Annotated in this window: 12 protein-coding genes and 1 tRNA gene; 5 read left to right on the forward strand and 8 right to left on the reverse strand. The window is 70.3% G+C overall.

The annotated features are described in order from the left end of the window. Positions 1–28: 28 nt before the first annotated feature. The 6 genes from pknB to ACH4SI_RS13180 form a co-directional block, all read right to left on the reverse strand. Positions 29–2,011, reverse strand: a complete 1,983-nt coding sequence (gene pknB, locus ACH4SI_RS13155) for a Stk1 family PASTA domain-containing Ser/Thr kinase (protein WP_398295782.1) — start codon at positions 2,009–2,011, stop codon at positions 29–31. 171 nt (positions 2,012–2,182) lie between these two features. Then, positions 2,183–3,655 (reverse strand): peptidoglycan D,D-transpeptidase FtsI family protein, encoded by a 1,473-nt coding sequence (locus tag ACH4SI_RS13160; protein WP_398295784.1) that lies wholly within the window; start codon positions 3,653–3,655, stop codon positions 2,183–2,185. Continuing rightward, complete coding sequence (locus ACH4SI_RS13165) at positions 3,652–5,079, reverse strand: FtsW/RodA/SpoVE family cell cycle protein (protein ID WP_398295785.1); 1,428 nt, start codon at positions 5,077–5,079, stop codon at positions 3,652–3,654. Before ACH4SI_RS13165 ends, ACH4SI_RS13160 begins: the two co-directional genes overlap by 4 nt. A 22-nt stretch (positions 5,080–5,101) precedes the next feature. Further along, positions 5,102–6,679 carry a PP2C family protein-serine/threonine phosphatase gene (locus tag ACH4SI_RS13170; RefSeq protein ID WP_398296054.1) on the reverse strand — a complete coding sequence of 526 codons (1,578 nt, stop codon included), beginning with the start codon at positions 6,677–6,679 and terminating at the stop codon, positions 5,102–5,104. A 75-nt stretch (positions 6,680–6,754) separates the two neighbouring features. Continuing rightward, positions 6,755–7,279, reverse strand: coding sequence for an FHA domain-containing protein (locus tag ACH4SI_RS13175; protein WP_398295786.1), 525 nt, complete (start codon positions 7,277–7,279; stop codon positions 6,755–6,757). Between the two features lie 10 nt (positions 7,280–7,289). After that, entirely contained in the window at positions 7,290–8,117 is an 828-nt protein-coding gene (locus ACH4SI_RS13180) for an FhaA domain-containing protein (RefSeq protein WP_398295787.1), read from the reverse strand. Between the two features lie 306 nt (positions 8,118–8,423). On the opposite strand from ACH4SI_RS13180, the gene ACH4SI_RS13185 reads away from it, so the two are divergent. Then, positions 8,424–8,510: transfer RNA gene (locus ACH4SI_RS13185), tRNA-Leu, on the forward strand. 304 nt (positions 8,511–8,814) lie between these two features. Here the strand turns inward: ACH4SI_RS13185 and ACH4SI_RS13190 are convergent. Then, positions 8,815–9,468, reverse strand: coding sequence for an FMN-dependent NADH-azoreductase (locus ACH4SI_RS13190; protein WP_398295788.1), 654 nt, complete (start codon positions 9,466–9,468; stop codon positions 8,815–8,817). 119 nt (positions 9,469–9,587) lie between these two features. Here ACH4SI_RS13190 and ACH4SI_RS13195 point away from each other — a divergent pair, with 119 nt between their 5' ends. The 4 genes from ACH4SI_RS13195 (at position 9,588) to ACH4SI_RS13210 (ending at position 12,914) form a co-directional block, all read left to right on the forward strand. Beyond that, positions 9,588–9,968 carry a winged helix-turn-helix transcriptional regulator gene (locus ACH4SI_RS13195; RefSeq protein WP_398295789.1) on the forward strand — a complete coding sequence of 127 codons (381 nt, stop codon included), beginning with the start codon at positions 9,588–9,590 and terminating at the stop codon, positions 9,966–9,968. Between the two features lie 140 nt (positions 9,969–10,108). Continuing rightward, a complete protein-coding gene (locus tag ACH4SI_RS13200; protein ID WP_398295790.1) occupies positions 10,109–11,554 on the forward strand; it encodes a DUF2252 domain-containing protein in 1,446 nt (481 codons plus the stop codon). Between the two features lie 39 nt (positions 11,555–11,593). Then, complete coding sequence (locus tag ACH4SI_RS13205; protein WP_398295791.1) at positions 11,594–12,517, forward strand: hypothetical protein; 924 nt, start codon at positions 11,594–11,596, stop codon at positions 12,515–12,517. A gap of 43 nt (positions 12,518–12,560) precedes the next feature. After that, a complete protein-coding gene (locus tag ACH4SI_RS13210) occupies positions 12,561–12,914 on the forward strand; it encodes a rhodanese-like domain-containing protein (protein ID WP_398295792.1) in 354 nt (117 codons plus the stop codon). A 195-nt stretch (positions 12,915–13,109) separates the two neighbouring features. Here the strand turns inward: ACH4SI_RS13210 and ACH4SI_RS13215 are convergent, their stop codons facing one another. Continuing rightward, positions 13,110–14,279: an acyl-CoA dehydrogenase family protein gene (locus ACH4SI_RS13215; protein ID WP_398295793.1), complete on the reverse strand. Its 1,170-nt coding sequence runs from the start codon at positions 14,277–14,279 to the stop codon at positions 13,110–13,112. Positions 14,280–14,338: the final 59 nt, after the last annotated feature.

Genomic DNA, 14,338 nt, shown 5'->3' on the forward strand with positions numbered 1-14,338 from the left:
TGGTGCCGTTGGTGCGGCGTGAGGCGGGCTAGCCGAGGCCGCCGAAGAAGCCTCCGCCGTCGCCTCCGCCGTCGTTGCCCTTGACCGTGACGAGGTTCACGGACGTGCCCTTGGGCACCTGGGTGCCGGCGCCGGGGTTGCTGGCGACCACGGTCGCGTTGTCGCCCTGATCGCCCTGGATGTTGCCCACGTTGAGCCCGAGGTCCTGGAGGGCCTTCTTGGCGTCCTTGAGCTTCTGGCCGCCCAGGTTGGGCACCGGGACCTGCTCCTGCTCGGCCGGGGCCTTGGCGATGGTCAGGTTGATGGTGGATCCGGGCGCGGCCGTCCCGCCGCCGGCCGGGTCCTGGCTGATGACCGTGCCGGCCTCGGCGTCGGGGCTCTCCTGCTCCGTCGACTCGACCTTGAAGCCCTGTGCCTTGAGGGTGGCCTCGGCGTCCGCCTGCTTCTTGGTGGTCACGTCGGGGACGGGGACCTGCTGCTGCGGCGCGGCGACGGTCAGGGTGATCTCGGTGCCCCGCGCGACCTTCTCGCCACCGTCCACGCTCTGGCGGATCACCTTGCCGGCGGTCTGGTCGGACTCCTCGGTCGTCTTGGTGACCTTGAAGCCCTTGTCCTTCAGCTGACTCTGCGCCGATTCGAACTGGACGTTGAGGACGTCGGGGACCTCGATCTTCTCCGCCGGCTTCTTGCCCTTCGACATGGTCAGCTCGACCGCGTCGTAGCGTTTGATCTCGCCGCCGCCCTCGGGGTTCTGCCTGCAGACCGTGCCCTTCGGCTGGCCGCAGAAGGTGGAGCCGACCTGCTTCACCTTGAAGTCGCCGTTCTCCCCCTGGGCGCTGGCCTCCTTGAACGACTTACCGGTCAGCGTCGGCACCGGGACCATCGCGTCGTTCTTGGCACCGCCGCCGAAGATCGACTTCCCGATGAAGATCGCGCCGACCAGCACCAGGATGCCGGCCACCACGAGCAGGATCGTCGAGAGGTTGCTCTTCTTCTCCGGACCGCCCCGCCGCCGGTCCGGCCGCTCGTCGTAGCCGAAGCCGCCGTCGTCCTCCCGCATCGGAGGCAGCATCGAGGTCGCCGGACCGGAGTCCTGCGACCGCAGCATCGTCGTGGGCTGGTCGTTCGAGCCGTAGCCGACCGCGCCCAGCGCGGCGGTGGCGGCGACCGGCTGGCCCTCGAGGGCCGCCTCGATGTCGGCGCGCATCTCGTCGGCCGACTGGTAGCGGTAGTCGGGGTCCTTGACCAGGGCCCGCAGGACGATCGCGTCCATCTCCGGGGTGATCTCGGGGTCGTACGTGCTCGGCGGCTGCGGCTCTTCCCGTACGTGCTGGTAGGCCACCGCCACCGGGGAGTCCCCGACGAACGGCGGCCGCACCGTCAGCAGCTCGTACAGCAGACAGCCGGTGGAGTAGAGGTCACTGCGCGCGTCGACGGTCTCGCCCTTGGCCTGCTCGGGGGAGAGGTACTGCGCGGTGCCGATGACGGCCGCCGTCTGCGTCATGGTCATACCGGCGTCACCCATGGCGCGGGCGATGCCGAAGTCCATCACCTTGACCTGGCCGCTGCGCGTGAGCATCACGTTCGCCGGCTTGATGTCCCGGTGGACGATGTTGTTCCGGTGCGAGTACTCCAGAGCCTGGAGGATCCCGACCGTCATCTCCATCGAGCGCTCGGGGAGCAGCTTTCTCCCGGAGTGCAGAAGCTCACGCAGCGTCGATCCGTCGACGTACTCCATCACGATGTACGGGATCGAGACACCGTCGACGTAGTCCTCGCCGGTGTCGTAGACCGCGACGATCGCGGGATGGTTGAGCGAGGCCGCCGACTGGGCCTCTCGGCGGAACCGGGCCTGGAAGGACGGATCGCGGGCGAGGTCCACCCGGAGCGTCTTCACGGCGACCGTGCGGCCGAGGCGGGTGTCGTGCGCGAGGTAGACCTCCGCCATGCCACCGCGGCCGAGCACCGAGCCCAGCTCGTACCGGCCGCCGAGGCGACGCGGCTCTTCCATAGCTACTCCAGCCCTCTTCCGTCATTCCCGGCCGCACCCTGTGTGGGGGACCGGCGAAGTGCTGCTCGCGCATACGGTACCCGGCACGTCTTACGGGACCCGGCCGTGGCCGATTGTTGATACCGGACCGGTACGACGACGTGCGGGATTGGTATCAGGGCGTGACCGGCGTCACTTGTCGCGCTCGCTGTCGAGTACCGCCTTCATCACGTTCTTGGCGATCGGTGCCGCCAGCTTGCCGCCGGCGATGTCGCTACGCAGGGTGTCGGAACCCTCCACCACGACGGCCACCGCGACCGGGGAACCCTGGTCGGTCTTGGCGTACGAGATGAACCAGGCGTACGGGTTCTCGCTGTTCGCGACGCCGTGCTGCGCGGTACCCGTCTTGCCGCCGACCGTGGCGCCCGGGATCTGGGCGTTGGTGCCGGTGCCCTCCTTGACCACGGTCTCCATCATGTCCTGGAGCTTGCCCGCGTTCTCCGAGCTGAGCGGCTGGCTCATCTCCTCCGGGCTGGTCTGGTCGACCGTGTTCAGGTTGGGGGCGCGCAGCGAGTCGATCATGTACGGCTTCATCAGCTTGCCGTCGTTGGCGACCGCGGAGGCGACCATGGCCATCTGCAGCGGGGTGGCGCGGGTGTCGAACTGGCCGATCGAGGACAGCGCGTTGCCCGGACGGTCCATCTTCTCGGGGTAGATGCTGGCGGCGGAGCGGACGGGCATGAAGACCTCTTTGTTGAACCCGAACTTCTTCGCCTCCTCCAGCATCTTGTCCTTGCCGAGGTCGTCACCGAGCTTGCCGAAGACGGTGTTGCAGGAGTAGCGCAGGGCCTGCCGCAGGGTCGCGTTCTCGCAGGGGATGTTCCCCTCGTTCGGCAGCTCCTGGGTGGACAGCGGCAGCTTCCACGGCACGGGCGAGTTGGTGGGCCCGTCGATGTCCGTGTACTTGCCGTTCTCCAGCGCCGCGGCGGCGGTGACGACCTTGAACGTGGAGCCGGGCGGGTACGTCTGCCGCAGCGCCCGGTTCAGCATCGGGTCGTCCTTGTCGTTCTTCGGCTGGAGCTTGCCCCAGGTCTCCTCGTCGTCCTTCCCGCTGCCCGCGATCTTCGACGGGTCGTAGCTCGGGGTGGAGGCGAGGGCGAGGACCTTGCCGGTGCGCGGGTCGAGCGCGGCGACGGCGCCCTTGTTCTTGCCGAGGCCCTTGTACGCGGCCTCCTGGGCCTTGGCGTTCAGGGTGGTGATGACGTCACCGCCCTTCTGCGTCTTGCCGGTGAACATGTCGACCGTCCGGTTGAAGAACAGGCGGTCGTCGTTCCCGGTGAGGATGCCGTCCTCGAGGTTCTCGATCTGGTTGGCGCCGAACGCCTGGGAGGCGTATCCGGTCACCGGTGCCCACATCGGACCGTTCTTGTACGTGCGCTTGTACTTGAAGTCGGTCCCGTCGGTCTCTTTCGACCCGGTGATCGGGCGGCCGTCGACGATGATGTTGCCGCGCGGCTGGCTGTAACGAGCGATCAGGACCCGGCGGTTGTTCTTGTTGTTCTTGAGCCCGTCGGCCTGGACGTACTGGATCCAGTTGTCCCGCACCAGCAGGGCGAGGACCAGAAGGCCGCAGAAGATCGCGATTCGGCGCAGAGGCTTGTTCACGGTCGGACCACCTGAGTCATCTCGGCGTCAGTGGAGGGGGCGGGCGCGGGCGCCGGCCGGCGGGCGGTGTCGCTGATCTTGATGAGGATCGCGATCAGCGCCCAGTTGGCGAGCACCGACGAACCGCCGTACGCCACGAACGGCATCGTCATACCGGTCAGCGGGATGAGCCCCATCACACCGCCCGCGACGACGAAGACCTGGATGCCGAACGCGGCGGACAGCCCGACCGCCAGCAGCTTGCCGAACGGGTCCCGGGCGGCGAGGGCGGTGCGCATGCCGCGCTCCACGATCAGGCCGTACAGCAGGAGGAAGGCCATGGTGCCGGCCAGCCCCAGCTCCTCGCCGACGGTGGCGAGGATGAAGTCGGAGTTGGCCGCGAAGCCGATCAGGTCGGACGCGCCCTGGCCCCAGCCGGTGCCGGAGACGCCGCCGGAACCGAAGGACATCAGGGCCAGTGCGATCTGGTCGGTGGTGGCCCAGCTGGGCCGGGGGGTGTCGTAGACGGCGAAGGGGTGCAGCCACGCCATCACACGGACCTTGACGTGCGATTCGAACGAGGCGACGCCGACCGCGCCGACCGCGGACATCAGCAGACCGAAGACGATCCAGCTGGTGCGCTCGGTCGCCACGTACAGCATGACCACGAACAGGCCGAAGAACAGCAGCGAGGTGCCGAGGTCGGTCTCGAAGACCAGGATCAGGATGCTCATCGCCCAGACGATGAGGATCGGGCCGAGGTCACGGCCGCGCGGCAGGTACAGCCCCATGAAGCGGCGGCTGGCCAGCGCGAGCGCGTCTCTCTTCACCATGAGGTAGCCGGAGAAGAAGACCGCGATGATGATTTTTGCGAACTCACCGGGCTGGATGGAGAAGGAGCCGATCGTGATCCAGATGCGTGCGCCGAACCGGGCCGGGAAGAACATCGGCAGGATCAGCAGGATCAGCGCACCGATCATGGAGATGTAGGTGTACCGCTGCAGGATCCGGTGATCCTTGAGGAAGATCAGGACGGCCACGAACAGGGCCACGCCCATCGCCGAGTACATCAGCTGGTTGGGCGCCGAGGGGGCGAAGGTCTGACCGATAGCCTCCGCCCGGTCGGCCAGCCGCCGCGACTGGTCCAGCCGCCAGATAATGACGAGGCCGAGGCCGTTGAGGAGGGTGGCGATCGGCAGCAGCAGCGGATCGGCGTACGGGGTGAACTTGCGCACCACCAGGTGGCCGACGCCCGCGAGCAGGCCGAGCCCGATGCCGTAGCTGAGCATGCCCGAGGGCAGCTCGTCACTGAGCGCCAGGCCCGCGTTGGCATACGCGAAGACCGGAATGATCACTGCGAACACCAGCATGGCCAGCTCGGTGTTGCGGCGGCTCGGCGGACCGGCCGTACTGATCGTGGTCGTGTTGGTCGTACTACTGCTCATGGGTGGGCGGCCCCTAACGGCTTCACTGCTGGCTGCTGCTGCACTGCGGGACCAGCTCCTTCTCCTGCTCCGAGAGGGTGGGACCCGGCTTCGGAGTGGGAGAGGGCGAGGCCGACTTCGTCGGCGTCGGTGTGGCCTTGGCGGCGCGCAAACCAGTCGTCGAGCTCTGACTCTGCTGCGGCTTGGTGCCGCTGCTACCTGTCTTGCCTCCGGATCCGCCGCCGGCCTGCCCCTTGCCGCCGGTGAGGTCCTTCTGGCTCTCCTCGGCCTTGCGCTGTGCGTCAGCCTTTCTGCAGGCGCTGGCGAGAGTGGCGAGATCCTTCGTCTTGTCCTCGGCCTGGCCGAGCCCGCTGACCGCGATGGTGTCCTCCACGCGGCTGCGCTGGTCGGTCGGGAGGTACTTGAGTTCGATCTCGCGGTGGTCCTCATGGACCTTGTTGAGCTTGATCCATGCGAGGTCCTGGCTGATGCCCTGGTAGATCGCGACGTGGTCTCCGTTGGAGCCCACGTAGTACTGCTTCTGCGTCCACTGGTAGCCGCTGTAGAGCCCGCCGCCGATCACGGCGAGGCCCAGCGCGATGATCAGCGACCGCTTGACCCAGGTCTTGCGGCCGCTCTTCTTCGTGTAGTCGCCGTCCGCGTAGGCCCCGTAACTGCCCTCGGGCGGTCCACCGAAGCCCGGGTCGCCGCTGCCGGGCGGGCCGAAGCCGCCCGGTGCGTTGTCCTGCTGCGGTGCGGTACGGTTCCGCCCCAGCTCGGCGGCGCGGCCCGCCGGGGTGTTGCCGGCGCCGCCGTCCCCGAGGGGGACCTGGTTCTCGGCCACCGCGCCCACGATCACCGGGGTGTCGTTGAGCTGGCCCGCCAGGGTGTCGCCGCCGTCCACGTCGAGGACGTCGGCCACGATGCACGTGATGTTGTCGGGGCCGCCGCCGCGCAGCGCGAGCTGGATCAGCTCCTGCACCGTCTCGTGCGGTCCCTGGTAGCTGGCGAGGGTGTCCTCGAGGGTCTGGTGGCTCACGACGCCGGACAGGCCGTCCGAGCAGATCAGGTAGCGGTCGCCGGCCCTGACCTCACGGATGGACAGATCGGGCTCGACGTGGTCGCCGCTGCCCAGTGCGCGCATCAGCAGGGAGCGCTGCGGGTGGGTGCCCGCCTCCTCCTCGGTGATGCGGCCCTCGTCGACGAGCCGCTGCACCCAGGTGTGGTCCTGGGTGATCTGGGTCAGCACGCCGTCGCGCAGCAGATACGCGCGCGAATCGCCGACGTGCACGAGGCCGAGCCGCTGGCCGGTCCAGAGCAGGGCGGTGAGCGTGGTGCCCATGCCCTCCAGCTGGGGGTCCTCCTCGACCATGACCCGCAGTTGGTCGTTGGCCCGCTGCACGGCGGTGCCCAGGGAGGTCAGGATGTCCGAGCCGGGGACGTCGTCGTCGAGCTGGACCAGGGTGGAGATCACCTCGGAGCTGGCGACCTCGCCGGCGGCCTGGCCACCCATGCCGTCGGCGATGGCGAGCAGCCGGGGGCCGGCATAGCCGGAGTCCTCGTTGCCCTCCCGGATCATGCCCTTGTGGGACCCGGCGGCGAAACGCAGTGACAGACTCATGCGCACCTCGCCCGTCGGCTCCGGGTACAGCCCCTTGCCAACCACGCTGCCCACCCTCCGGTCGTCATGGTCCTACTACTTCCGCAGCTCGATGACGGTCTTGCCGATGCGGATCGGTGCACCCAGCGGAATCGGTGTCGGTGTGGTGAGCCGGTTCCGGTCGAGATAGGTGCCGTTGGTGGAGCCGAGGTCCTCGACGATCCACTGGCCGTCACGGTCCGGGTAGATCCTGGCATGCCGGCTGGAGGCGTAGTCGTCGTCCAGCACGATTGTTGAATCGTGCGCACGACCGAGAGTGATGGTCTGTCCCTGGAGCGCGACCGTGGTGCCGGTCAGCGTGCCTTCGGAGACCACCAGCTTGGTGGGGGCCCCACGGCGGCCGCGGCCGGACGGCTGCTGGCGCTGCTGGGGCGGTGCGGCCTGCTGTTGCTGCCGCTGTTGCTGCTGCGGCCGGTCGGGGGCGCCACGGCGCGCCGAACCGCGCTGCGTCACGCGAGTCCCGAACAGGTCGCTACGGATGACCTGAACGGCCACGATGACGAACAGCCACAGTACGGCGAGGAAACCCAACCGCATGACCGTGAGGGTCAGCTCTGACATTGCCCCCGCTTCACCCTTCGGCTTGCCGGTAAACGATGGTGGTGCTGCCCACGACGATCCGTGAGCCGTCGCGGAGCGTAGCGCGGGTGGTGTGCTGTCCGTCCACCACGATGCCGTTCGTCGACCCCAGATCCTGGACCGTCGGCGGTGTTCCGACCCGGATTTCGCAGTGCCTGCGGGAGACACCGGGATCGTCAATGCGCACGTCAGCGTCGGTGCTGCGGCCCAGAACCAGGGTGGACCGGGAGATCTGGTGGCGAGTGCCATTGATCTCAATCCAGCGCCGGGTCTGGACCTGCGGCTGCGGGCCGACCCCCGCGCCGCCGCTCCGGGCCGCGGGGCGGGCGCCCGGAGGGGCGCTGGGCATGGGCGGCGCACCCGCGGGCTGGCCGTAGCCGCCGGGCCGCTGCTGCGGTGCCCCGCCGCGGGCCGGTGCCTGCTGGGCGGCCGGGCTCTGGGACTCGCTGGAGGCGAGCGTCCGGCTGCGCACCCGGTACAGGCCGGTGTCGAGGTCGTCGGCCTTCTCCAGGTGGACCTTGACGCCCCCCATGAAGGTGTACCGCTGCTGCTTGGCGTAGTCGCGGACCATGCCGGACAGCTCGTCGCCGAGCTGCCCGGAGTAGGGCGCGAGCCGCTCGTAGTCGCCGGTGCTCAGCTCGACGATGAAGTCGTTGGGGACGACAGTCCGGTCCCGGTTCCAGATGGTCGCGTTGTTGTCGCACTCACGCTGGAGCGCGCCCGCGATCTCGACCGGCTGGACCTCCGACTTGAACACCTTGGCGAAGGTGCCGTTCACGAGTCCCTCGAGACGCTGCTCGAAGCGCTTCAGTACTCCCACGGGGCACCTCCTTCCTCAGTCGTGCTCAGTGTCGTCCTGGTACTGCTTACTGATCGTATCCACGCGTCGGGAAATCGGGTGGTTCCCCTTCCTGGCCCTGCGGAGCAGTGTCACCTCTCACAGGATCGTAGAGGTGCCCTCTGGACAGTGTCCCGCAACCGCGACGGAGCCCCTCCGGGCGGGGGCTCGACAACGAGTGTGAATCCACCCTGCCCAGCGTGCTAGTGTTCTGGATGTCGGAAGGCGCCGCAGGGAACCGGGGTGAAAAGCCCGGGGAACAGGCGGTGACCGGAAGGCAGCACCCATGCGCGGGTGGCGGAATAGGCAGACGCGCTGGATTCAGGTTCCAGTGCCCGAAAGGGCGTGGGGGTTCAACTCCCCCCTCGCGCACCAGTCGGAGCGGGCCTCTCCGGAGTGACGAAAGTCGCTCGGAGGGGCCCGTTTCGCGTGTGTGGCGGTGCGGGTCGGTCTCGCCTCGGGGCCGGCTCGTGTCCGGCTCCCGTTCCGACTCTCGTCCGGCTCGAGTTCGGCTTGATCCACTGCCAGTTCGACTTGATCCACATCAGTCGTCGCCGGCCCGGTCCGGAGCGGCTTTCACCGTCTCCGCCCGGACATCCGCCGGGACTCCGACCGGACAAACGGAAGCGGGGCCTCCCCGGGTGGGGGACGGCCCCGCGTTCCGCTGCCGGGCCCGGGATCAGGCGGCGAAGCGGGTGGCGAGCTCCTTGGCCTTCGAGGAGGCCTCCTCGTGGGCCTTCGCCTTGGAGGCGTCGGCGAGGTCGATCAGGTCGGCCATCGCCGGGTTGCTGTGGGCCAGAGTGAGCTCCGGCACAACGAACTCGACATCGAGGTTGAGCCCGCCGCTCAGCGCCTTCTCCAGGTAGTTCGTGACGAACTCGAAGCTCTCCCGCGGCGTGCCCGGGCCGTAGCCGCCGCCCCGGCTGGCGACGACGATCGTCGGGGTGCCCGAGGTGGTGGTCTGCTCGGCGCCGGAGGTGCGGCCCATGATGATCACGTGGTCCAGCCACGCCTTGAGGGTGGAGGGGATCGTGAAGTTGTACATCGGGGCGCCTATGAGGACCACGTCGGCCCGCTCCAGCTCACCGGCCAGGGTGTCGCGCAGCGCGAAGGCGGCCTGCTGCTCGGGGGTGTGGCTCTCGGTGGGGATGAACCCGGCCTGGGCGGCGAGGCCGTCCAGGTGCGGCAGCGGCTCGGCGGCCAGGTCGCGGTAGATGACCGTGCCGTTCGGGTGCTGCGCCTCCCACTCCTTGCGGAAGGTGGCGGTCACCGCGCGGGAAGCGGAGGCTTCGCCGGGGAAGACGGACGTGTCGAGGTGAAGGAGCGTGGGCATGGAAGTGCCTCCGTGAACAAGACGCTCCCGTAAGGAGCGGTGGTTTTCTACGTACCTGCGATTGGCACAGTAGCTTACTTTTCTACAGCACCCAACGAGAACGCAGTATCGTGTATTCCATGGCGGACGGAGGCGGGCCCGAGGTCCACAACGAGCAGGTGTGCAAGCGGGTCGACGGCACGATGACCCGGGTCTTCGAGCTGTTCGGGAAGAGATGGACCGGGCTGATCGTGGCCGTTCTGACGGAGCAGGCGGCGTACTTCGCCGACTTGCGGCGGGCCATCCCGGGGATCAGCGAGCGGATGCTGTCGGACCGGCTCACCGAGCTGGCGGCGGCGGGGCTGGTGGTCCGAGAAGTGGACGCCGGGCCTCCGTTGCGGGTGGCCTACCGGCTGACGGAGGCGGGGAAGGCGCTGGAGCCCGCGCTGAAGGAACTCGGGCGGTGGGCCGAGGACCATCTGCCCGAAGGCGAGGGCTGCCCGGAGCAGTTCCGGTCCTGAGCAGGGGCTTCGTCGGGATCACCGGAGTTTTCCACAGGCCCTGACGGGACGTGGGCGATCGGGGGTACGGTGCTGGTCGGTCGATGGCGCCGGTGCCGTCGGCGGGGCCGGTGACGGGCGAGGACGAAGCGGGGGGCGTAATGGCTGACGGCACGGGTGTGGGCGGGGCGGCCAGGCGGCTGCCCCAGGTCCCGGGGTTCGCCGCCTGGCGCGGGGAGGGACCCTCTCCCAAGCAGCAGGGGAAGGCGCTGCGGAAGCGGGTGCCGCGGTCGGCGCACGCCGTGCTGCCGTCGCCCGGTCCCGGGCGGCCGGACGCGGTGGCGGCGGTCGAGCTGTCCAACGCCGGGCGGCTGCCGGAGCTGACGCCGATCCGGGTGGGGCGGATGATCGCGACCCCCTTCTCCTTCCTCCGAGGCTCGGCCGGGCTGATGGCGCACGACCTCGCGGGCACCCCGGTCACCGGCGTCGGCGCACAGCTCTGCGGTGACGCGCACGCCGCCAACTTCGGGCTCTACGGGGACCCGCGCGGCGGTCTGGTCATCGACCTGAACGACTTCGACGAGACCGTCCACGGTCCGTGGGAGTGGGATGTGAAGCGGCTCGCGGCCTCGCTGGTGCTGGCCGGGCGGGAGGCCGGAGCCGACGAGGACACCTGCCGGTCGGCGGCGCGCGACGCGGCGGGCGCCTACCGGCGCACGGTGCGGCTGCTCGCCAAGCTGCCGGCCACCGACGCGTGGAACGCGATCGCGGACGAGGAACTGGTCTCGCACACCGATGCCCGGGACCTGGCGGGCACGCTGGAGCGGGTCGCCGAGAAGGCCCGGCGGAACACGAGCGCGCGCTTCGCCGCCAAGGCCACGGAGGCGGTGCCGGGTGACGGCGGCTCCGCGGGCCGGCCCGTGGCCCGGCGCTTCGTGGACGCGCCGCCGGTGCTGCGGCGGGTGCCGGACGCCGAGGCGGAGGCGGTCGCGGCGGCGCTCGGCGACTATCTGGGGACGCTGCCCGAGGACCGGCTGCCCCTGCTCGCCCGGTACGAGGTGCACGACGTGGCGTTCCGGGTCGTGGGCACGGGCAGCGTGGGGACGCGTTCGTATGTGGTGCTGCTGCTCGATCACCGGGGCGAGCCGCTGGTGCTGCAGGTGAAGGAGGCCCGGCCGTCCGCGTTGCTGCCGCATCTGGGGCGGGCCGGTTTCGAGATACCCGACGTCGTCCACGAGGGGCGGCGGGTGGTGCTCGGCCAGAAGCGGATACAGGTCGTGAGCGACATCCTGCTGGGCTGGGCGACGGTGTTCGGGCGGCCGTACCAGGTACGGCAGTTCCGCAACCGCAAGGGGAGCGTGGACCCGGCGGCGCTGGCCGCCGACCAGATGGACGACTACGGGCGGATGACGGGAGCGCTGCTGGCGCGGGCGCATGCGCACACCGCGGATCCGCGGCTGCTCGCCGGGTACTGCGGCAAGGGGGAGGAGCTGGACGAGGCGATGGCCGACTTCGCGGTGGCGTACGCGGACCGTACGGAGGCCGATCACGCGGAACTGCTGGCCGCGGTGCGTGCCGGGCGGATAGCGGCCGAGACGGGGGTGTGAGGCTCGGGCACCGGGGGACGCCCCACGTAGGCTGAGCGGGTGACGAACCGGGAAGCGCAGCAGCAGGCACAGCGGGCGGTGCCCGAGGCGGAGCCACAGGAGGAATCTCAGGCGCCGGCCGAGGCCCAGTCCGAGCAGGCACCGTCCGAGGAGGCACGATCCGAGGAAGCGGCGCGATCCGAGGAGGAGGCGCGGGCCGCCGAACGTCTTGAGCGGGCGGTGCGGGCGGCCGAGCAGGCGCTGATCGAGTTCGAGATCGCGGTGGAGACCTTCCGGGTCGAGGTGGAGAACTTCTCCCGGCTGCACCATCAGCGGCTCGGGCCGATGTACTCGCGCCTGGACGAGCTGGACGCGTTGATCGCCGAGGCGGTCGCGGCGCGCACCGGCGATCCGGAGGACCAGCGGAAGGCCCGCGAGGCGCGCGGACTGGTGCAGCCGATGCCCGGCGTGGAGGAGCTGTTCCACGGCTGGATCGACTCGGAGGGTCTGTCGCCGGAGGCGTCCGCGATGCTCACCGAGCAGCCGGTGCAGCCGCCGCCGCGGGTGCGGCCGAGCGAGGAGGCCCGCCGCGTCTACCGGGACCTGGCCCGCAAGGCCCATCCGGACCTGGCCGAGGAGGAGGCCGAGCGGGAGCGGCGCGGTGAGTTCATCGTGCGCGTCAACGCGGCGTACGCGGCAGGGGACGAGGCTGCGCTGCGGGCGCTGGCCGAGGAGTGGGAGGCCGGCCCGCCGCCGCCCGAGCGGCGGGCGAGCCGCAGCGAGGAGCTGTACGCCCGGCTGGAGTGGCTGGCCGAGCGCAAGGAGATGCTGGCCCAGGTCGCCGCGGAGCTGGAGTCGAGCGCGATCGGCGCGATGATCAAGATGGCGCCGGAGGACCCGGACCGGCTGCTGGACGAGATCGCCGAGCAGCTGATCGCCCAGGTCTCCGAGAAGGAGGCCCGGCTCGCGGAGCTGGTGCGGTAGTAGGTTTTGACGGTCTGCCGATGTCATGTGAGAGGTGTGTGTGATGCAGTTTGCTCAGCTTCCCCAGGTGGAGGCCGCGGCGGTACCGGCCGATGGCTTTCTGCTGGACGTCCGGGAGGACGACGAGTGGGCGGCCGGGCATGTCGAGGGCGCCCTTCACATTCCGATGGGCCAGGTCGTCGCCCGGTTCGGTGAGCTGACCGAGTCGGCCGGCGAGGGGCGCCGGGTGCATGTGATGTGCCGGGTCGGCGGGCGGTCCGCGCAGGTGACGCAGTATCTGGTCGCCCAGGGGCTGGACGCGGTGAACGTGGACGGCGGGATGCTCGCCTGGGACGCGGCCGGCCGCCCGATGGTCGGCGGCCAGGACGGCACGGCCGACGGCGCGTTCGTGCTCTAGTGCCCTCAGTCAAGGTTTGCCCGGTAGCGAGGCGTCCTGGTGCGGTCAGATGCAAGGCGCCGAATCGGCCTCGTAGTGGGCCTACTCGGTCGATTCGGCAACGCCGCAGATGGCCGTGCCAGGGCGGCGAGCGGGGTGAACCTTGGCTGACGCGGCACTAGGTCCGATCCGCCGGGCAGGGCCTGGCGAGCGGCCTCAGGCGAGGGGATGAGCGGCGAGGAGTTCGCCCAGCTCCTCCTCGTGGGCGGCGGCCGGGCCCAGGGACAGCTCCAGCTGCTTGGCCCAGGCGTGATAGCGGTGCAGCGGATAGTCGGTGACCGCGCCGAAGCCGCCGTGCAGATGCTGGGCGGTCTGGACGACCCGGCGTACGCCGTCGGCGGCCCACATCTTGGCGACCGCCACGTCCCCGGCGATCGGCAGCGCCCCGTTCGCCGCCGCGTCCGGGCCCTTCTCGTCCGGGCCCTTCTCGTCCCGGGAGAGCCGCCAGGCGGCCTGCCAGAGCGTGGCCTCCATGGCCCGCAGATCGATGTACCGGTCGGCGGTCTGGACGGCGACCGCCTGGAACGTGGCGAGCGGATGGCCGAACTGCTCGCGCGTGGACGTGTACGAGCTGGTCAGGTCGAGCACCGCCATGCCCACGCCCAGCGCCAGCGCGCAGGTGCCGGTGGTGAGCAGCGCGCGCAGCCAGTCCCAGGCGCCGGCCGCGTCCAGCATCTCGTGGCCTGCCGCCCGCACGCCGTCCAGCCGGACCTCGGCCAGCCGCTCGCCGCTGGTGGACACCTGCCCGTCCAGGCCGACACCCGCCCGGTCGCGGGGGATCAGGGCCAGGAGCGCCCGGCCCGCGCCGGTGTGGGCCGGGATCAGCAGGTGATCGGCGTCGGCGGCCCAGGGGACGGCGGTCTGCACACCGTCCAGTACCCAGTCGCCGCCGTCCTGCCGTGCCTGGACGGCGAGTTCGGCCGGGCCGTGGCCGGTGCGTCCTGCGGCGGCCACGGTGAGCACGAGGTCGCCGTCGGCGGTCCGGGGCAGCACGGCGGCGCACAGCTCGGGGGCGCCGTACCGCTGCACGGCGAGGGCGGCCGCGGCGGTCTCCAGCAGGGGCACCCGGGCCAGCACCTTCGCGGACTCGCGCAGCACCAGGCACAGGGCGAGCGGGTCGAGTCCGGAGCCGCCGTGGCGCTGGTCGAGGGTCAGCCCGAGCAGATCGGCGTCGGCGAGCCTGCGCCACAGCGCGCGGTCGATGTCGTCGGCGACGGCGCCGGGGGTGAGGGCGGGGCTGGGCACGCTGTCCGGGGTGGTGGAGGAGAAGACGGCCTTCGCCGCCTCGACGGCCGCCTGTTGCTCCTCGGTGAAGGTGAAGTCCACTGTCCGTCCTCCCGCGCCGCCTGAGCTTCGTCTGACGGCCCGTCAAGATAGAACAGGTT

It is taken from the genome of Streptomyces sp. NPDC021212, assembly GCF_044332925.1.
GTDB lineage: Bacteria > Actinomycetota > Actinomycetes > Streptomycetales > Streptomycetaceae > Streptomyces.

Coding starts and splice junctions, on each gene's coding strand:
- pknB (WP_398295782.1), bottom strand. CDS start 2,011: ATGGAAGAGCCGCGTCGCCTCGGCGGCCGGTACGAGCTGGGCTCGGTG.
- ACH4SI_RS13165 (WP_398295785.1), bottom strand. CDS start 5,079: ATGAGCAGTAGTACGACCAACACGACCACGATCAGTACGGCCGGTCCG.
- ACH4SI_RS13170 (WP_398296054.1), bottom strand. CDS start 6,679: ATGAGTCTGTCACTGCGTTTCGCCGCCGGGTCCCACAAGGGCATGATC.
- ACH4SI_RS13175 (WP_398295786.1), bottom strand. CDS start 7,279: ATGTCAGAGCTGACCCTCACGGTCATGCGGTTGGGTTTCCTCGCCGTA.
- ACH4SI_RS13190 (WP_398295788.1), bottom strand. CDS start 9,468: ATGCCCACGCTCCTTCACCTCGACACGTCCGTCTTCCCCGGCGAAGCC.
- ACH4SI_RS13195 (WP_398295789.1), top strand. CDS start 9,588: ATGGCGGACGGAGGCGGGCCCGAGGTCCACAACGAGCAGGTGTGCAAG.
- ACH4SI_RS13200 (WP_398295790.1), top strand. CDS start 10,109: ATGGCTGACGGCACGGGTGTGGGCGGGGCGGCCAGGCGGCTGCCCCAG.
- ACH4SI_RS13210 (WP_398295792.1), top strand. CDS start 12,561: ATGCAGTTTGCTCAGCTTCCCCAGGTGGAGGCCGCGGCGGTACCGGCC.